The 17480-nt window shown below is 70.4% G+C and carries 15 protein-coding genes; 10 read left to right on the forward strand and 5 right to left on the reverse strand.

The features are described 5' to 3' along the window. Nucleotides 1-328 precede the first annotated feature (328 nt). Nucleotides 329-1396: a phytoene/squalene synthase family protein gene (locus DTA15_RS23230; protein ID WP_006493278.1), complete on the reverse strand. Its 1068-nt coding sequence runs from the start codon at nt 1394-1396 to the stop codon at nt 329-331. Nucleotides 1397-1766: 370 nt separating this feature from the next. Between DTA15_RS23230 and DTA15_RS23235 the strand changes: the two genes are divergently transcribed. Further along, nucleotides 1767-2912: a glycerophosphodiester phosphodiesterase gene (locus DTA15_RS23235; RefSeq protein ID WP_006490020.1), complete on the forward strand. Its 1146-nt coding sequence runs from the start codon at nt 1767-1769 to the stop codon at nt 2910-2912. 70 nt (nt 2913-2982) lie between these two features. Here the strand turns inward: DTA15_RS23235 and DTA15_RS23240 are convergent, their stop codons facing one another. After that, complete coding sequence (locus DTA15_RS23240) at nt 2983-4608, reverse strand: rhodanese-related sulfurtransferase (protein WP_012493305.1); 1626 nt, start codon at nt 4606-4608, stop codon at nt 2983-2985. A gap of 105 nt (nt 4609-4713) precedes the next feature. Further along, nucleotides 4714-5280 carry a cysteine dioxygenase family protein gene (locus tag DTA15_RS23245; RefSeq protein WP_006482085.1) on the reverse strand — a complete coding sequence of 189 codons (567 nt, stop codon included), beginning with the start codon at nt 5278-5280 and terminating at the stop codon, nt 4714-4716. A gap of 17 nt (nt 5281-5297) precedes the next feature. Between DTA15_RS23245 and DTA15_RS23250 the strand changes: the two genes are divergently transcribed. Beyond that, a complete protein-coding gene (locus tag DTA15_RS23250; RefSeq protein WP_006482083.1) occupies nt 5298-6272 on the forward strand; it encodes a LysR family transcriptional regulator in 975 nt (324 codons plus the stop codon). A gap of 61 nt (nt 6273-6333) precedes the next feature. On the opposite strand, the gene DTA15_RS23255 is transcribed toward DTA15_RS23250, so the two are convergent. Then, on the reverse strand, nt 6334-7674 hold the full coding sequence (locus tag DTA15_RS23255; protein ID WP_006493077.1) for an acyl-CoA dehydrogenase family protein: 1341 nt from the start codon (nt 7672-7674) through the stop codon (nt 6334-6336). A 226-nt stretch (nt 7675-7900) separates the two neighbouring features. Between DTA15_RS23255 and DTA15_RS23260 the strand changes: the two genes are divergently transcribed. The 8 genes from DTA15_RS23260 to DTA15_RS23295 all read left to right on the forward strand — a co-directional run bounded on the left by DTA15_RS23260 (nt 7901) and on the right by DTA15_RS23295 (nt 16013). Further along, nucleotides 7901-8986, forward strand: a complete 1086-nt coding sequence (locus tag DTA15_RS23260; protein ID WP_006493076.1) for an LLM class flavin-dependent oxidoreductase — start codon at nt 7901-7903, stop codon at nt 8984-8986. A 23-nt stretch (nt 8987-9009) separates the two neighbouring features. Further along, entirely contained in the window at nt 9010-9849 is an 840-nt protein-coding gene (locus DTA15_RS23265; RefSeq protein WP_006482666.1) for a class II aldolase/adducin family protein, read from the forward strand. 31 nt (nt 9850-9880) lie between these two features. After that, nucleotides 9881-10915 (forward strand): ABC transporter substrate-binding protein, encoded by a 1035-nt coding sequence (locus DTA15_RS23270; RefSeq protein WP_006494956.1) that lies wholly within the window; start codon nt 9881-9883, stop codon nt 10913-10915. Nucleotides 10916-10919: 4 nt separating this feature from the next. Further along, nucleotides 10920-12017, forward strand: coding sequence for an ABC transporter permease (locus DTA15_RS23275; RefSeq protein WP_006488659.1), 1098 nt, complete (start codon nt 10920-10922; stop codon nt 12015-12017). Continuing rightward, complete coding sequence (locus DTA15_RS23280) at nt 12011-12832, forward strand: ABC transporter ATP-binding protein (RefSeq protein ID WP_006488658.1); 822 nt, start codon at nt 12011-12013, stop codon at nt 12830-12832. The genes DTA15_RS23275 and DTA15_RS23280 overlap by 7 nt, the downstream gene beginning before the upstream one ends. 50 nt (nt 12833-12882) lie before the next feature. Beyond that, complete coding sequence (locus tag DTA15_RS23285; RefSeq protein WP_012493303.1) at nt 12883-14064, forward strand: c-type cytochrome; 1182 nt, start codon at nt 12883-12885, stop codon at nt 14062-14064. Between the two features lie 33 nt (nt 14065-14097). After that, nucleotides 14098-15051, forward strand: a complete 954-nt coding sequence (locus DTA15_RS23290) for an ABC transporter substrate-binding protein (protein WP_006484257.1) — start codon at nt 14098-14100, stop codon at nt 15049-15051. Nucleotides 15052-15146: 95 nt separating this feature from the next. Further along, nucleotides 15147-16013, forward strand: a complete 867-nt coding sequence (locus DTA15_RS23295) for an MOSC domain-containing protein (RefSeq protein ID WP_006484261.1) — start codon at nt 15147-15149, stop codon at nt 16011-16013. 24 nt (nt 16014-16037) lie between these two features. On the opposite strand, the gene DTA15_RS23300 is transcribed toward DTA15_RS23295, so the two are convergent. Continuing rightward, complete coding sequence (locus tag DTA15_RS23300; protein ID WP_034178471.1) at nt 16038-17459, reverse strand: sensor histidine kinase; 1422 nt, start codon at nt 17457-17459, stop codon at nt 16038-16040. Nucleotides 17460-17480: the final 21 nt, after the last annotated feature.

Here is a 17480-nt window from a genome sequence, read left to right on the forward strand (position 1 = left end):
CACCAAACGGTTACATAACACCTCGAAATGCTTGTGCGGCGGGCCTTTCCGGCATTTCCCGGTGAAAACCCTAGCTTTACATTTTTACGGGTGCAACGCGGCCGTCCAATGTCGTCAGACGCCTTCGGCAAAAAATCATCTTACAAATGCGCGATCGAAGCTGACGCCGCGATTCACGCCGCCGCGCAGGATCGCTGACGTTCGTGACACCCACATTTCGAGACACGAAATCATGAAAACGTTTTAGTCGGCGTGCCGGAGACTGGACGGGAACGGCCCGGCGAACGCGGGCCGGAAGCGATGCCGGCGCCTGTCGCGCCGGCGCGCTTCAGTGCTGCGCTGCGGGGCGCGCGAGCCGCGCGGACACCGCATCGGCGAGCGCGGTCAGACGCGCGCGGATCGCCGTGTTCGAACCGGCCAGCGCAAGCGACGCCGCCATGATCCGGTAGATGCGCTTTCTCGGCACCTTGGCCGGCTTCGCCGGGTCGAGCCACGCATCGTGGCCGGCCAGCAGTTCGAGCGTTTCGAGGCCGATCATGATCGGCCACAGGCACGCGAGCCGCAGCCGCACGAAGCGGCGCGGGATCGCGAGCGTATACAGGCAGGCGTCGCGATACTGGTCGAGTGCGACGCGCAGCAGGTCGACCAGCACGCCGCGCGCACGTTCCGATGCTTCTGGCTGCATCAGGTCGGCCACGACGAGCCCGTGTGCGCGCAGCACGTCGTCGGGCAGGTAGCAGCGACCGATGCGCAAGTCCTTCGCGCAGTCGCGCAGGATGTTGGTCATCTGCAGCGCCTTGCCGAAACGAATGCCCTTCTCGCGCATGTCCGGCAGATCCCAGCCGCGCGCGGCGCGCGTGTGCGCACCCGTCATGTCGGTCCAGAACTCGCCGACGCAGCCCGCGACGAGATACGTGTAGCGGTCGAGCACGTCGCGGGTCGGCAGCGACGCGACCTGCCCCGACTGCTCGTCCGGAAACGTGCGCAGGTCGAATTCCATCCCCGCGGTGAGCGTCGCGACGACCTTGCGGATCGACGCGCGATCGGCCTCCGGTTGCGCGCGCAGCAGCGCGAGCATCGGCTCCATCGAGCCGAGCAGCACGTGCTCGTGCGAATCGGTCTGCAACCGCGTCACGTCCTCGAGCGAACGCGACAGCGCCACGCCGTCGCCGAGCCGCTCGATGTCGTCGCGCAGGTCGGTCAGCAGCGCCGCGCGGCGGTCGGGCGCGACGAGCGCCGTGTCGGCGATCGTGTCGGCCGCGCGCGCGAGCAGATACGCGAGGCCGACCGGGTCGCGCATGCCGTCGGGCAGCACGCGCAGCGTCAGGTAGAAGGAGCGGGAAACGTTCTTCAGCAGCTCGCCGAGCAGATAGGCGGGATCGGTATGGGTCGTCATGGGTCGGAAAAAATCGGCCGGCGCGGGCCCGGACGCACACGGGCGCCGGGCGCCCGCGCCGGCCCGCGAGTCGCCGCATCGTCGCGCCAGGCGGGCGTCGGCCCCGCGGCGGCGATGCAAAATTCCCGCAAGTTTAGTGCATCCGGCGCGCGGGCAGCCCGAGGCGGCCGGAATGCGGGGCGGGCAAGCCCCGGATCAACCGCCTGGCGCGTGCCTCGCCGCCGAAAAACGAACGGAAAGGTCGAAGTAATACATATGTAATCATTCGGTGCGACGATCGCGCACCGTTCGATTCCGCGTAGCCCGGCGCCCTGCCCGGCCACCGGCGCGAGCGCCCTCTTTTCCGACTCCGTTTCGAAGGTTCATCGACATGCTCCTCAAGCGCCCGACCTCCCTGCGCTACGTCCCGTTCGCCTGCGCCGCCGCGTTCCTGCTCGCCGCGTGCGGCGGCGACGACGACCTGACGCGCGATCCCACGCAGCCGATTTCCGCGAAGGTCCAGGTGGTCGGCCATCGCGGCGCGAGCGCGCTGCGCCCCGAACACACGCTGGCGTCGTACCGCAAGGCGATCGAGGACGGCGCGGACGTGATCGAGCCCGACCTCGTGTCGACCCGCGACGGCGTGCTGGTCGCGCGCCACGAGAACGAGATCTCGGGCACGACGAACGTCTCGACGCTGCCGCAGTTCGCGAGCCGCAAGGCGACCAAGACGATCGACGGCGCGCAGTTGACCGGCTGGTTCACCGAGGATTTCACGCTCGCCGAGCTGAAGACGCTGCGGGCGCGCGAGCGGATTCCGCAGGTGCGCCCCGCCAACACCGCGTACAACGACCAGTTCGAGATTCCGACGTTCGACGAGATCGTCGCGCTCGCGAAGCAGATGTCCGCGCAGACCGGCCGCACGATCCACCTGTATCCGGAAACCAAGCATCCGACCTACTTCCAGTCGATCGGCCTGCCGCTCGAGGACCGCCTCGTCGACGCGCTGCTGAAGGATGCGTACACGTCGCGCACGGCGACCGTCTACATCCAGTCGTTCGAAGTCGCGAACCTGAAGGCGATCCGCAACCGGATCAAGTCGAGCCAGCCGAACTGGAAGCTCGTGCAGCTGATGGACGAAGCACAGCAGCGCCCGTACGACTTCGTGAAGGCGAACGACACGCGCACCTACGGCGACCTGTCGACGCGCGACGGCATGCGCGAGATCGCGACCTACGCGAACGGCGTCGGGCCGTACAAGACGTCGATCATCGCGGTCGCCGCGGACGGCACGCTGCAGCAGCCGACGCCGTACGTGCGCTATGCGCACGAGGCCGGCCTCGTCGTACATCCGTACACGTTCCGTCCGGAGAACAACTTCCTGCCCGCGTCGCTGAAGGACGGCGGCACGCCGTCCACGCGCAACACGGCCGGCTCGGTGCGCGAGATCCAGGCGTACCTGCGCGGCGGCATCGACGGCTTCTTCACCGACGATCCGGCCGTCGGCCGCACGGCCGTCGATACGTTCACGCGCTGATACGAAGCGCCGATCCGCATCGTGACCGGGCGCGGCGCACGACGCGCCGCAGCCGGTCGCCTCGCGTCGGTCAGATCACGTTGAAGTGGTGCGTGCCGTCCCGCTTCAACTGGTCGACGAGTCCGTATTCCCAGTCGAGATACGCCTGCATCGCGGCGGCCGCGTTGTCGGTGCCTTCGTACGGGCGCCGGTAGCGGTCGACGCGCGGCGACGCGAGACGGGTCTCGCCGCTCTCCAGCGGCAGCCCGGCGTCGATCCACGCGGCCGTGCCGCCGGTCAGCACGCGGATGTCGGCCGACTCCGGCAGCAGCGCGCGCGCATCGTCCGCCGCGAACCGCGCCAGCAGGCTCGATCCGCACGTGAACACGTAGCGCTTCGCGGGCGGAATCGCGGCCAGCGCGTCGCGCAGCTGGGCGCGCACCGCGAACCACGCGCCCGGAATATGACGCTTCACGTAGTTCGCGCTGGCCGTCACGTCGACGATCGCGAGCTCGCCCGGCGCGGCCTCCTTCAGCCAGCCGGCGAGCGTCGCGGGCGACACGTCGGTCGCGGGCGGCGTTGCCGGCACGTCGCGCGGCGGCTGGCCGCGCTCGGCGAATGCCGCGGTGCCGGCCGGCTCGACGACGCGCACGTCCCAGCCCATCTGCGCGAGCCACGACGCGGTCATGTCCGCGCGCACGCCGTCGTCGTCGGCCAGCACGATCCGCGCGCCGCGCACGGCCGCGTGATGGTCGGTCTCCTGCACGAGCTGCCCGCCCGGCGTGCTCAGGAAGCCCGGCAGATGGCCGGCTTCGTATTCCTCCGGCGTACGCACGTCGAAGCGATACAGCGTGCGGCCCGGTTCGTCGAGCGCCGCGACGTCGGCCAGCGCGATACGCGGCACGCCGGCGCGCTCGGCCACCGCGCGGGCGGCCCGACGCGCATCGGCGCGCTGCGCCGCGTCGATCTCGTCCGGAAAGCGGCGCGCCGCGCCGCGCTCGAGCGTCTGGCCGGCCAGCGTCCAGCCGATCGTGCCGTTGCGCAGCGCGGCGACCGGATTCGGCAGCCCCGCGTTGACGAGCGACTGCGTGCCGATGATGCTGCGCGTGCGGCCCGCGCAGTTGACGATCACCTGCGTGTGCGGATTCGGCGCGAGCGCCCGCACGCGCAGCACGAGTTCCGCGCCCGGCACGCTGGTCGACGTCGGGATGTTCATCGTCTGGTATTCGTCGAAGCGCCGCGCATCGACGATCACCACATCGGCTTTCGCGTCGAGCAGCGCCTGCACCTCCTGCGCGGACAGCGACGGCGTATGGCGCTCGGCCTCGACCCATTCGCCGAACGACTTGCTCGGCACGTTCACGTCGATGAACAGTTCGCCGCCCGCCGCGACCCAGCCCGCGAGGCCGCCGTCGAGCAGCCGCACGTCGGTGTAGCCGAGCCGCGCGAGCGTGGCGGCCGCGCGCGGTGCGAGATCCTCGCCGCCCGCTTCGCCAAACACGACGATCGGCGTGTCGCGGCGCGGAATCCGGGTCCACGCGTCGAGTTCGAGCTTCGACAACGGAAAGTTGGCGGCCCACAACGGATGGCCCTGCGCGTACGGATCTTCCTCGCGTACGTCGATCAGCGCGATCTCGTCACGGGCCAGCAGGCGCGCGCGTACGTCCTGGTACGACGCGACGGGAAAGCGGGAAATGGAATCGGCGGATTGCGTCACGATGTCTCTATGTTGAATACGTTGAAGTCGGTGAATGAAGCGGAACGGCTCGATCTTCGCCCTGCCGGCGCGCACCCGCAACGGGCCACGCCAGCGGGCTGTACGTCAGGCATTCGAATAGCCCGACACGAACGGCTTCACGGTCCCGTCGTCCAGGTACACCGCGCGCTCGACCTTGCCGATGTTCGCGCCGTACACGTGGATGCTGATCGATACCTGGTCGGCGAACGCGTTGGTCACGCGATGCACGTCGCCGATGCGCGGCGACACGGCCTCGACCTCGCCCGGCTGCAGCCGCACGGCGTCGCCCGCGGGCACCGGCTTGCCGGCCGCGTCGAACCGGTACGGCTGCGAGAACTCGCCGCCACGCAGCATCCCGATCAGCCCCCACACGGTGTGGTCGTGGATCGGCGTCGCCTGGCCGGGCCCCCACACGAAGCTGACGACCGAGAAGCGCTCGTCCGGGTCGAGATGCAGCAGGTACTGCCGGTAACGCTCGGGATCGGGCTGCGCGAACGCGTCGGGCAACCAGTCGTCGTGTTCGACGAGCGCGGCGAGCAGCGCGCCGCCCTCGTCGAGAATGCGCGCCTCGTTCGCGCCGGACGCGAGCAGCGCATCCAGACCCTCGACGAACGGACGCAGCGGCGTCTGTTGCAACGAAAGCGTACTCATCGGCTGTCTCCTCGAATATGATGCCGAATATGATGGATCGTCATGATGCACCCGAAAGACCATGCAGAACAAACATGAAAATTAGCGATATCGACGCTTTTGCAGCGGTCGTCCGCTGCCAGACCCTGAGCCAGGCCGCAGCCGAGCTCGGGATGACGCAGCCCGCGATCACGCGGCGCGTCCAGAATCTCGAGGAAGCGCTCGGCGTGACGCTGCTCGACCGCAACACGAAACCGCCACGCCCGACCGACATCGGCCGGCAGGTATTCGACCAGTGTCGCGCGATCCTGCGCGAGGTCGATGCGCTGCGCGAACTGACGGCCGGCGGGCAACCGCCCGCCGGCGAATTCCGCATCGGGCTCACGCAAGGGCTCGGCGAGCTGATGCTGCCGGCGCTCATCGCGGATCTCGGCGCGCAGTGGCCCGCGCTCGCGACGCAGGTCACGACCGCATGGGGCGGCCAGCTCGTCGAACGCATCGCCCGCCGCGAACTCGAGGCGGCGCTGGTCTTCCTCGCGCGCGAGATGGTGCTGCCGGCGCAGGTCGAAGGCGTTCGGTTGCTGGCCACACGGCTCGTCGCGGTCGGCCGCAAGGGCGACTGGCCGCGCCGCAGCTACCGGCTCGCCGATTGCCACGCGCGCGGCTGGGTGCTCAATCCGGACGGCTGCGGCTTTCGTGCGGGCCTGCGGCGCGCGCTCGACGCGCAGGGCCTGCCGATGCCGGTCACGCTCGATGCGTACGGCCGCGACCTGCAACTGCAGAGCGTCGCGAACGGCTTCGGCCTCGGGCTGATGCCGTTGCCGCTCGTCGAAGGCAGCCCGCTGCGCGACGCGCTCGACATCGTGCCGCTCGCCGATTTCAAGCCGCAGATCGACCTGTGGCTGCTGCGCCGGCACGATGCGGCCCGCTTCGACGCGCCGCTCGCGGCCGTCGCCGCGCATGCGCGGACCGCGTTCGCGGTCGCCGAGCAGACGCACGATAAGGCTGCGTGACCACACCGGGCGGCGTCGGCAACGCGCCGCCCGAATGACCTGCGGGGCCACCCGACCCCGTTCACGCATCGCGTCGGCCGCGTTCGATCCCGTCGCGTGACGTTCCGCCCGCCGCCGCGTCGAGCGCCGCGCGCCCCGCCGCCACCGCGATCGCATCGTCCTGCGGCGTATGCACGCGGCTGCACAGCACGTCGCGATAGTGGCGTTCGAGCGGATTGCCGCGGCTCAGCCCGTGATTGCCCGACAGCTTCAGCGCCTGTTCGACCGTGCGGATCGCCTGCTCGGTCACGGTCCGCTTGACGAGGCCGCTGGTCGTCGCCGATGGCGCGTTGCCCGCATCGGTGCGCGCGATGTGATCGTCGAGCAGCACGCGATTCGCGTGCAGCCAGCCTTCGATTTCGCCGACCGCTTCCTGCACGCGCGGCAGCGTCGCGAGCGGCGCGCCGAGCCCGCTCGGCGCACGCGTCGTCGCGAATTCGACCAGCCAGTCGCGCGATGCGCGCGCCACCGCGTCGTACAGGCTGCCGAGCAACGCGACCATCCACGCCTGCTGATCGGCCTGCGCGTCGGCATCCGCGTGCGTGGCAGCCGACACGACCCATGCGTCCGGCGCACGCACGTCGACCGCATGATCGGCCGGCAGCGGCACGTCGTCGAACACGACTTCATGGCTGCCCGACGCGCGCAGGCCGAGGTGATTCCAGCTTTCGATCACGCGGATGCGATCGCCGTCGGTGTCAGGGTCGCGCGGCACGAGAAACACGCCGACGCGCGGCGTCGGCTCGTCGGTGCGCGCCCATACGGCCAGCCAGCGCAGCGCCGGAATGCCGGTGCTGTACAGCTTGTGACCCGAGAGCCGCCAGCCGTCGCCATCGCGGCGCGCGATGGTCGCCGGCAGCCCGCCGCGCGACGGCGAACCGAGCGCCGGCTCCACGCGCAGCGCATTGATCAGCGCACCGTGCGCGACCGCGCTGTCGAACACCGCGCGCCGCACCTGCGCCGGCCAGCGGTTGTCGGCGCGGCCGAGCGCGCGATGCTGCAGGTACGTCATCGTCAGCACCAGCGCGGTGGCGGGATCGGCCCGCGCGACGGCGGCGACGATCCGGCTCGCCTGCGCCAGCGTCGCCCCGGCGCCGCCGTGCTCGCGCGGCACGACCTGCGCGATCAGCCCGGCACGATGCAGCCGCGCGAGGTTCTCGTGCGGAAACCGGCCGTCGACGTCGTTGCGGGCCGCATCGGCGGCGAGTTCGGGGGCGAGGTGTTCGAGCCGCGCGGCGAGGCGCGCGTCGTTCGTCCCGTCGGCGTCTGCGTCCGCAACGTCGGCGGTGCCGGCGGCATCGGCAGGCAGAAGGCGCAGCGCAGGTTGCGGTGGCGGCGAGGAAGCGGCAAGGCTGGCGGACATCGAAACGGATTCCCTGGGTAGTTCGGACACGGCGACGAGAACGGCGCCAACGCGCGCCCGATCATTCGCGAGCCCACAGCGTATGCGCAACGCATGCGGCCCCAAACCATGCAAATCTGATATTCAAATCGGGATTGATTATTTCCATTCCGCATGATCCCGGCGTTAACCTGCGCTCCATTCCTGCCCGGCCGTGCGCCGGGACGTCCCTGCACCGGAGACCCAGATGAGCGTCGAATTCATCGGCATGATCCAGAGCCAGAAGCAGTCGGAAATCCACCCGGCGTCCGGCCCCGTGGTCGATCCCGACTATGTGCGCGACTTTGCCCGCGCCCACGAAACGGCCGGCTTCGACCGGATCCTCGTGCCGCATCACTCGACCGGCCCGTCGGCGACGCTGACGATCGCGTTCGCGGCGGCCGCGACCGAGCGCATCCACTTCATGCTCGCGCATCGCCCGGGATTCACCGCGCCGACGCTCGCCGCGCGGCAGATCGCGACGCTCGACCAGTTCAGCCGCGGCCGACTCGCCGTGCACTTCATCTCCGGCGGCTCGGACAGCGAACAGCAGCGCGACGGCGATTTCCTCGATCACGACGCACGCTACGCGCGCACCGACGAATACCTGGGCATCCTGCGGCGGATCTGGACGGAAACGCAGCCGTTCGATCACGACGGCGCGCACTACCGGTTCAAGCAGGGCTTTTCGGAAGTGAAGCCGTTCCAGCAGCCGCATGTGCCGATCTACTTCGGCGGCGCGTCGGAAGCCGCGCTCGCGGTGGCCGGCAAGCACGCGGACGTCTATGCGCTGTGGGGCGAATCGCTCGACCAGGTGCGCGACCTGACGACCCGCGTACGCGCCGAAGCCGCGAAGCACGGCCGCCAGGTGCGCTTCTCCGTGTCGTTCCGCCCGATCCTCGCGGCGACCGAGGACGAAGCGTGGGCGCGCGCGCACCGCATCCTCGACGAAACGCGCCGGTTGCGCGAAGCGGCGGGACTCGGCGCCGGCGGCCCGCAGCAGAGCGAAGGCGCGCGCCGCCTGCTCGCCGCGGCCGAGCGCGGCTCGCGCGTCGACAAGCGGCTGTGGACCGAGATCGCGAAGCTCACCGGCGCGCGCTCGAATTCGACGGCGCTCGTCGGCACGCCCGAACAGGTCGCCGACGCGCTGCTCGACTACTACGACCTCGGCGTGACGACCTTCCTGATCCGCGGTTTCGACCCGTTGGAAGACGCGATCGACTACGGCCGCGAACTGATTCCGCGCGTGCGCAACGCCGTCGCCGAACGCGACGCGGCACGCGGCGCCGCCTGAGCCCAACGGAGCCCTACGCGATCATGTCCGCCGTCCTTTCGCCCCCCAACCGTACCGCATCGGGCCTCGTGCTCGCCGACACCCCGCGCCAGCACTTCTGGTTCGATCCGCCCGCGCCGCGCATCGACGTGGCCGCCGAGCGCCGCCACCGGCAGGAGCGGCTCGCAGCCGCGTTCCGGCTATTCGCGCGCTTCGGCTTCGCGTCGGGCCTCGCCGGCCACATCACCGCGCGCGATCCGGAGCTGCCCGACCATTTCTGGGTGAACCCGCTCGGCGTGCATTTCTCGCAGATCAAGGTGTCCGACCTGCTGCTCGTCAACGCACGCGGCGAAACCGCGATCGGCCAGCGGCCGCTGAACAAGGCCGCGTTCGCGATCCATGCGGCGATCCACGAAGCCCATCCGCACGTGGTCGCCGCCGCGCACACGCATTCGACCTACGGCAAGGCCTGGTCGACGCTCGGTCGCCCGCTCGATCCGCTCACGCAGGACGCGTGCGTGTTCTACGAGGATCACGCGCTGTTCGACGATTTCACGGGGATGGTCGTCGACACCAGCGAAGGCGCGCGGATCGCCGAGGCGCTCGCGAAGCCGGACGGCACCACGCACAAGGGCGTGATCCTGAAGAACCACGGCATCCTGACGGCCGGCCCGACGGTCGAGGCCGCCGCGTGGTGGTACATCGCGCTCGACAACGCCGCGCACACGCAGTTGCTGGCCGAAGCGGCCGGCACGCCGCAGCCGATCGATCACGCGACCGCGCGCCATACGCACGGCCAGATCGGCGGCCCCGACGGCGCGCTGCATGCGTTCGACAGCCTGTTCGCGCGCGTCGTCGCCGACGAACCCGACCTGCTCGACTGAGCCGCCCTTGCGCTACCCCGGAGACCACACAATGACCCACACCACCGCACCCGCGCCCGCCGACGCGCACGACGACCAGCGCCGCCGGCTGCTGCGCGCGGCCGGTGCCGCCGCGCTCGCCGTACCGGCGATCACGCTCGGCCGCAAGGCCTGGTCCGCGCCGCCGCTGAAGAAGCTGACGTTCGCGTGGAACCAGAACGCGTTCTGCCTGACGCCGATCGTCGTCGCGCAGGAGCGCGGCTTCTTCGAGAAGAACGGGCTGAAGGTCGAGCTGATCAACTACAGCGGCTCGACCGACCAGTTGCTCGAATCGATCGCGACCGGCAAGGCCGACGCGGCGGTCGGGATGATCCACCGCTGGCTCAAGCCGCTCGAAGCCGGCTTCGACGTGAAGATCATCGGCAGCTCGCACGGCGGCTGCGTGCGCCTGCTCGGCGCGAAGGCGGCCGGCGTCACGACGCTGCAGGCGCTGAAGGGCAAGACGGTCGGCGTCAGCGATCTGGCCGCGCCCGGCAAGCACTTCTTCTCGATCCTGCTCGCGAAGAACGGCATCGATCCGGAGCGCGACATCACATGGCGACAGTATCCGGCCGACCTGCTCGGCGTCGCGGTCGATAAGGGCGAAATCCACGCGATCGCCGACGGCGACCCGAATCTGTATCTGCTCGAAAAACGCAGCAACGGCGCGTATACCGAACTCGCGACCAACCTGTCCGGCGAATACGCGCGCAAGGTGTGCTGCGTGATCGGCGCGCGCGGCGACCTCGTGCGCAACGACCGGCCGTCGGCCGCCGCGCTCGCGCGCTCGATCGTGCAGGCCACCGAGTACACGCACGACAACCCGAACGAAGCCGCGAAGGTGTTCGCGAAGTATTCGCCGAAGATCAGCCCCGAGGATCTGCGCAAGCTGTACGCGACGCTCACCTACACACATCACCCGACCAACGTCGACCTGCAGCAGGAAATCGCATTCTATGCGGACGATTTCCGCCGCATCAGCGTACTGAAGAAGAGCACGGACCCGCAGCGCTTCGCGCAGCAGGTCTATGCGAACGTACTGGGGTAACGCGATGTCGACGATCGAACACGCTTCCGCCGCACGCACCGCATCGGCTCCGGTCGGCGCCGCCGCCAACGCTACAGCTTCCGCGCGTCCGGCCTGCACGACGTGCGACGCCACGCTGGCCGCGCAAGCGCGGCGCGAGCGTACCTGGCCGACCGGGATCGCCGCCGCAGTCGCGTGGGCCGCGCTCGGCGCGCTCACGCAACTGTGGCCGAACCGGATCGTCGGCTTCAGCGACTGGGCGTACACCGACACGTTCGGCACGGCCGCGTGGACGATCGCCGCGCTGCTGCTCGTCGCCGCGACGCTCGGCCATCTCGTTGCGGCGACCCGCACGCGGCTCGCACGCGTGCGTCCGGCCGGCCCGTGGCTCGTCGCGCTGCCGCTCGTGCTCGCCGCGTGGGAAATCGTCACCGCGAAAACCGGCTGGCTGCCGACGCCGTTCTTCGCGCCGCCGCAGGCGCTGATCGAAGTCTACGTCGACGACTGGCCGCGCCTCGCCGGCAGCGCCGGCAACACGCTGAAGCTGCTCGCGCTCGGCTTCGCGTACGGCGTCACGGTCGGCTTCGCGGTGGGCGTGTCGATCGGCTGGTCGCGCCGGATCGGCTACTGGGTGCATCCGGTGCTGCGCGTGCTCGGGCCGGTGCCGGCCACCGCGCTGCTGCCGCTCACGTTCTACTTCTTCCCGTCGAGCTATTCGGCCGCCGCGTTCCTGATCGCGCTGGCGACGGGCTTCCCGGTTGCCGTCCTGACGTGGTCGGGCGTCGCGAGCGTGAACAAGCAGTACTACGACGTCGCGCGCACGCTCGGCGCGAACGCGCGCTTCCTCGTGCTGCGCGTCGCGATTCCGGCCGCGCTCCCACACGTGTTCGTCGGCATTTTCATGGGGCTCAGCGCATCGTTCACGGTGCTGGTCGTCGCCGAGATGATGGGCGTCAAGTCGGGGCTCGGCTGGTATTTGAGCTGGGCGCAGGGCTGGGCGTCGTACGTGAACATGTATGCGGCGCTGATCGTGATGGCGCTGCTGTTTTCCGGGCTGATCGCGCTGCTGTTCGCGCTGCGCGACCGTGTGCTCGCGTGGCAGAAAGGAACCGTCAAATGGTAAGCGCCGCCGTACTCGAACCGTCCGCGGCCATTGCCGCGGCGCCCGCCGTCACGCCGCCGCGCGGCGCGCGCATCGACATCCGCCGCGTCAGCCACGCGTTCGACGGCCCCGGCGGCGCGCTGCCGGTGCTCGACGACGTGTCGCTGTCGGTCGCGGCCGGCGAATTCGTCGCACTGCTCGGCCCGAGCGGCTGCGGGAAATCGACGCTGCTGCGCCTCGTCGCGGGGCTCGACGCCGCGCGGCAAGGCACCATCGCGCAGGACGGCGTGCCGATCGAGCGCCCCGATCCGTCGCGCATCGTCGTGTTCCAGGACCCGACGCTGTACCCGTGGCGGCGCGTGCGCGCGAACGTCGCGCTCGGCCTCGAAGCGCGCGGGGTGGCGCGCACCGCGCAGCATCGCGTCGACGATGCGCTCGCGCGCGTCGGGCTGCAGGAGTTCGCGAACGTGTTTCCGCATCAGTTGTCCGGCGGGATGGCGCAGCGCGTCGCACTCGCCCGCGCGCTCGTCAACGATCCGCGCCTGCTGATCCTCGACGAGCCGCTCGGCAAGCTCGATTCGCTGACGCGGCTCACGATGCAGGCCGAGCTGACCGCGCTGTGGCAGCGCGACGGGTTCTCCGCGCTGCTCGTCACGCACGACGTGGAAGAAGCGCTGTTCCTCGCGCAGCGCGTGATCGTGTTCGGGCCGCGGCCGGCCCGGATCGTCGCCGAACTGCGCGTCGACCTGCCCTACCCGCGCCATCGCGGCGACCCGCGCCTCGCCGCCTTGCGCCACGACGCGCTGCGGCATCTCGGGCTCGATGCGAGCTGGTAGATGCCGGATGCCGTTCGACGTTTGATTGCCGTCCGGCGGAGACGCGCGCGATGAATGCGCCGCCGTTCGCCGACTGGGCCATCGCGTTCCTGCAACTGCTGTATCGCGCGCAAATCGCGCTGGCGCATGGGCTCCACGCGATCGGCCTGACCGGCGACGCCGATGGCCAGGCCGCGTGGCCGTGGGCGCATCGCATCGCGCTCGAAACGCTGCGCATCGACGCGGGGCTCACGCGGCAGCTCGCGCTCGCCTGCGGCGTGACGGCGCTGGCCGTCGTGCTCGCGTGCACCGCGCTCGCTTCGCGCAAGTGGCGTATCGCATCGGCCATCGCCGCACTGGCCGTCGCGTGGTTCGCGCCGTGGCCGCCCGCTTCGCTGTGGCTCGCGCCGGCCGTGCCGACGAGCTTCCAGCGCGATCCCGCGCCGTTTTCCGTAGCGAACGTGATGCGCGGCGCGCACCTGTATACGCAACATTGCGCGGCCTGCCACGGCGCGGACGGACGCGGCGAAGGGCCGCTCGCCGCCACGCTCGCGCACTGGCCGCCGACCTTCGCCGGCGCGCTGCTCGCGCGTCGCCTCGACGGCGAACTGTTCTGGCGCGTGCGCCACGGCACGCAGGACGAGCACGGCGCGTCGACGATGCCCGGCTTCGCGGCGACACTCGGCCCGCAGGACACCTGGGCCGTGCTCGACTACCTGAAAGCGCTGGCCGCCGGCAGCGGCGCGCAGGCGGAAGGCGCGTGGCTGGTGCCGGTCCCGCTGCCGGCCCTCGACGTGCGGTGCGGCGGCGCCGCGCCTCAAGCGCTCGAGCGCTGGCGCGAAGGCCAGCGCGTGCGCGTCGTCGCGCTCGAGCCGGGCGCCACGCCACCGCCGGAAGACGCGCGCTGGCAGACCTTGCTCGTCACCGAAAACGGGGGGTTGGTGCCGCCGTCGACCGGCTCGCGCGCGAACTGCGTCGCGACGACCGCCGATGCGTGGCGCGCGTTCGCGACGATTGCCGGCGTCGCACCCGAGGCACTCGCCGGCACGCAACTGCTCGCCGATCGACGCGGGTGGCTGCGGGCGCGGGCGTTGCCGGGCAGCGCCGGCTGGTCGGACGCCGACCTGCTGTGCCGCTCGGATGCGGTGGCCCGGCCGGCCGCGCGCGCCACCAGCGGCGACGCCCTGACCGCGCTGCTGCTGCGTGTCGACAACGAACCCGTGCGCGACGTACAGGCCGGGCTCCCGCATTGAACCCACGAATCCTTCCTTCAACCGAACTTCACGATGAATCCGACCCGACGCCACTTCCTCGCGCAGGCGAGCGCCCTTGCCACGATCGCCGCCGCCCCGACTGCGCTGCGCGCGCAATCCGGTACACGGCCACTGCTGCGCGCCGGCGACCAGAAAGGCGGGCTGCGCGCGCTGCTCGAAGCGGCCGGCGAACTGAACGGCCTCGCGTACGACATCGCGTGGACCGAATTTCCGGCCGCCGCGCCGCTCGCGGAAGCGCTGAACGCAGCCGCGGTCGACTGCGGGCCGATCGGCGACGCGCCGGTGATCTTCGCGCTCGCATCGGGCGCCCGCATCAAGGTGATCGGCGCGAACCGTTCCGATCCGTACGGCACGGCCGTGCTCGTGCAACCCGACGCCGCGCTGAAAGGCGCGGCCGACCTGAAGGGCAAGCGCATCGGCACCACGCGCGGCTCGATCGGCCATTTCGTCACGCTGAAGGCGCTCGATGCGGCCGGCCTGCCGCCCGATGCCGTGTCGTTCCGCTTCCTGCCGCCGGCCGACACGATGCTGGCGCTCGCCACCGGTTCGATCGACGCGTGGGCGACCTGGGAGCCCTACACCGCGCTCGCCGAAACGAGCGGCCGCGCGCGCGTGCTGGTCAACGGCCGCGGACTGTGGTCGGGCCTCAGCTATCTCGCGGCAACCGACGCGGCGATCGCCTCGAAGCGCGACGTGCTGCACGATTTCCTGCGACGCGTCGTGCGCGCGCAGGCCTGGTCGTACCGGCACGCCGACGCGTATTCGGCGGCGCTCGCGCGCATCATCGGCATTCCGCCGGCCGCCGCGAAGCTGCAATTCGAGCGCCGCGGCACGCGCTGGCTGCCGATCGACGCGACGGTGATCGCCGAACAGCAGCGCACGGCCGACTTCTACCTGAAGGCCGGGTTGCTGCGCCAGCCGCTCGACGTGCGCACGACCTTCGACACCGGCTTCCCGCTCGGCTGACGGATGCGTGGCGGTAGGCGGTACGCGGCCGCCCAAACGGCTTCGGCCCGATCTGGCACAATCGCGATTCGATCATCCCGCCGTCAGCCAGCGTCATGCCAGCCATCACCGAACTCTTCGTCTACCCGATCAAATCCTGCGCCGGCATCGCGCTCACGCGCGCGCAACTGCTTGAAACGGGCCTCGCCTACGACCGCCACTGGCTGATCACCGATCCGCGCGGGCAGATGCTCACGCAGCGCACGCATCCGCGTCTCGCGCTGATCCGTCCGACACTCGACAGCGATGCGCTCGTGCTGAACGCGCCGGGCATGCCGGCACTGCGCACGCCGCTCGACGGCGACGCGACGCCCGCCACGCCCAAGATGGCGGCGACCGTGTGGCGCGACACCGTCGACGCGATCGACACGGGCGCCGAAACGGCCGCGTGGCTCACCGAATTCCTCGGCGTGCCGACGAAGCTCGCGCGCTTCGGCCCCGATGCACGCCGCGGCTGCAATCGCAAATGGACCGGCGAGATCGATACGCATACGCAGTTCGCGGACGGCTATCCGCTTTTGGTGATCGGCCAGTCGTCGCTCGACGACCTGAACGCGCGGCTTGCCGCGAAAGGCGCGCCGGCGATCCCGATGAACCGCTTCCGGCCGAACATCGTCGTGTCGGATCTCGACGCGTACGAAGAGGATTTCGTCGAGCATCTCGACACGCAAGGCGACACGCCGGTGCGACTGCGACTCGTGAAGCTGTGCACGCGCTGCCCGATGCCGACGATCGACCAGGCGACCGGCGCGCCCGATCCCGCATGGCCGCACGAGCCGACCGACACGATGCAGACCTATCGCGCGAATCCGAACTACGACGGTGCGCTGACGTTCGGCATCAATGCGATCGTCGTCGAAGGTGCGGGTGCGTGGCTCGAAGTCGGGCAGCCGGTCGAAGCGGAGATCGGCTTCGGCGATTGAGCCGGATAGCACTATCCGTTCCCTTCACGCGGCGCGCGGCATCGCATCACTCACCGCCGCCGGCAGCCGGATCGTCACGATCAGCCCGCCGCCGGCCGCATCGGCCAGCGTCACGCTGCCCTGATGCACACGCGCGATTTCCCGCACGATCGACAACCCGAGCCCCGTTCCTTCGACCGTCTGCGTCTTGCTGCCGCGATGGAAGCGCTCGAACACCGCGTCGCGTTCGTCGGCCGGAATGCCGGGCCCGTTGTCGATCACGTCGAGCCGCGCGTCCGCGCCGTCGCGCGAGACGCGCACCGTGATCACCGCACGGTCGCCCGCATAACGGATCGCGTTGTCGATCAGGTTGCCGACCATTTCACCGAGCAAGTCGGACTGCCCAAGCACGTCGACGTCGGCCTCGTGCTCGAAGCCGAGATCGATGTCGCGTGCGCGCGCGACGGGCGACCAGTCGAGCGTCACGCTGCGCGCGAGCCGGTGCAGCGCGACCGGCTTGTGCGCGACCGCATGGCCGCTGTCCGAATCGAGCCGCGACAGCGACAGCAATTGCTGGACGATCTTCGCGGCCTGCCGCACCGCGCCGTTCGCGCGCCGCAGGTGCACGTTCGCGCGCGGCTGCTCGTCGGGCCGCAACGCGAGCTCGACGCCCGCCTGCACGGCCGCGAGCGGCGTCTTCAGCTGATGGGCCGCATCGGCGAAGAAACGCCGCCGCGCCACCTGCATCCGCTGCGTGCGGCCGATGTACTGGTTGATCGAATCGACGAGCGGCGCGAGCTCGCTCGGCATCGCGCCGGTGTCGAGCGGCGTCGTGTCGTCCTCGCTGCGCGCGGCGACGGTGGCCGACAGCCGGTTCAGCGGCCGCAGCCCGCGGCCGACGCCGAGCCACACGATCCCGAGCGCCAGCACGACGAGCAGCCCTTCCTGCAGCAGCGACCCGATCAGGATCTCGCGCGCGAGCGCCTGGCGCGCCTCGATCGTCTCGCCGACCATCACCCAGACGATGCGCGACTGCGCGGTCGGCACGTCGTGCACCGGAATGCGCAGCGCGGCCATCCGCAATTGCTCGCCGCGATACACGACGTCGTAGTAGCGCGTGACGAACGGCGCGCCGTCGCCCGCGTCGCGCCCCTGCGGCAGCGGCAGGTCCGGATAGCCGGTGATCGTGTGGCCGTTGTCCTCGCGGATCAGGTAGTAGATCTTGCCGCCGTCGCTCGATTCGAGCATTTCGAGCGCGAGATACGGCAGGTCGACCTCGACCTCGCCGTCGTTGAGCCGCACGCCTTCGCGGATCGACTTCAGCGACGACGACAGCGTGCGGTCGAACGCGACGTGCGCGGCGCTCATCGCACGCTGGTACGTGAGCCACGAGTCGAGCGCGAGCAGGCCGAGCAGCGGCAACAGCAGCCACAGCGCGACCTGCGTGCGCAGGTTCGGGCGGGTCATCATGCCTGCCGCCGCGCCGCC

The organism is Burkholderia cenocepacia, from assembly GCF_900446215.1.
In the GTDB taxonomy this organism is placed as follows: Bacteria; Pseudomonadota; Gammaproteobacteria; order Burkholderiales; family Burkholderiaceae; genus Burkholderia; species Burkholderia cenocepacia.

Excerpts from the sequence above, each read along its gene's own strand:
- DTA15_RS23275 (WP_006488659.1), top strand. The coding sequence starts at position 10,920 with ATGTCGACGATCGAACACGCTTCCGCCGCACGCACCGCATCGGCTCCG.
- DTA15_RS23235 (WP_006490020.1), top strand. The coding sequence starts at position 1,767 with ATGCTCCTCAAGCGCCCGACCTCCCTGCGCTACGTCCCGTTCGCCTGC.
- DTA15_RS23285 (WP_012493303.1), top strand. The coding sequence starts at position 12,883 with ATGAATGCGCCGCCGTTCGCCGACTGGGCCATCGCGTTCCTGCAACTG.
- DTA15_RS23295 (WP_006484261.1), top strand. The coding sequence starts at position 15,147 with ATGCCAGCCATCACCGAACTCTTCGTCTACCCGATCAAATCCTGCGCC.
- DTA15_RS23255 (WP_006493077.1), bottom strand. The coding sequence starts at position 7,674 with ATGTCCGCCAGCCTTGCCGCTTCCTCGCCGCCACCGCAACCTGCGCTG.
- DTA15_RS23250 (WP_006482083.1), top strand. The coding sequence starts at position 5,298 with ATGATGCCGAATATGATGGATCGTCATGATGCACCCGAAAGACCATGC.
- DTA15_RS23230 (WP_006493278.1), bottom strand. The coding sequence starts at position 1,396 with ATGACGACCCATACCGATCCCGCCTATCTGCTCGGCGAGCTGCTGAAG.
- DTA15_RS23300 (WP_034178471.1), bottom strand. The coding sequence starts at position 17,459 with ATGACCCGCCCGAACCTGCGCACGCAGGTCGCGCTGTGGCTGCTGTTG.
- DTA15_RS23245 (WP_006482085.1), bottom strand. The coding sequence starts at position 5,280 with ATGAGTACGCTTTCGTTGCAACAGACGCCGCTGCGTCCGTTCGTCGAG.
- DTA15_RS23260 (WP_006493076.1), top strand. The coding sequence starts at position 7,901 with ATGAGCGTCGAATTCATCGGCATGATCCAGAGCCAGAAGCAGTCGGAA.
- DTA15_RS23265 (WP_006482666.1), top strand. The coding sequence starts at position 9,010 with ATGTCCGCCGTCCTTTCGCCCCCCAACCGTACCGCATCGGGCCTCGTG.
- DTA15_RS23270 (WP_006494956.1), top strand. The coding sequence starts at position 9,881 with ATGACCCACACCACCGCACCCGCGCCCGCCGACGCGCACGACGACCAG.
- DTA15_RS23280 (WP_006488658.1), top strand. The coding sequence starts at position 12,011 with ATGGTAAGCGCCGCCGTACTCGAACCGTCCGCGGCCATTGCCGCGGCG.
- DTA15_RS23290 (WP_006484257.1), top strand. The coding sequence starts at position 14,098 with ATGAATCCGACCCGACGCCACTTCCTCGCGCAGGCGAGCGCCCTTGCC.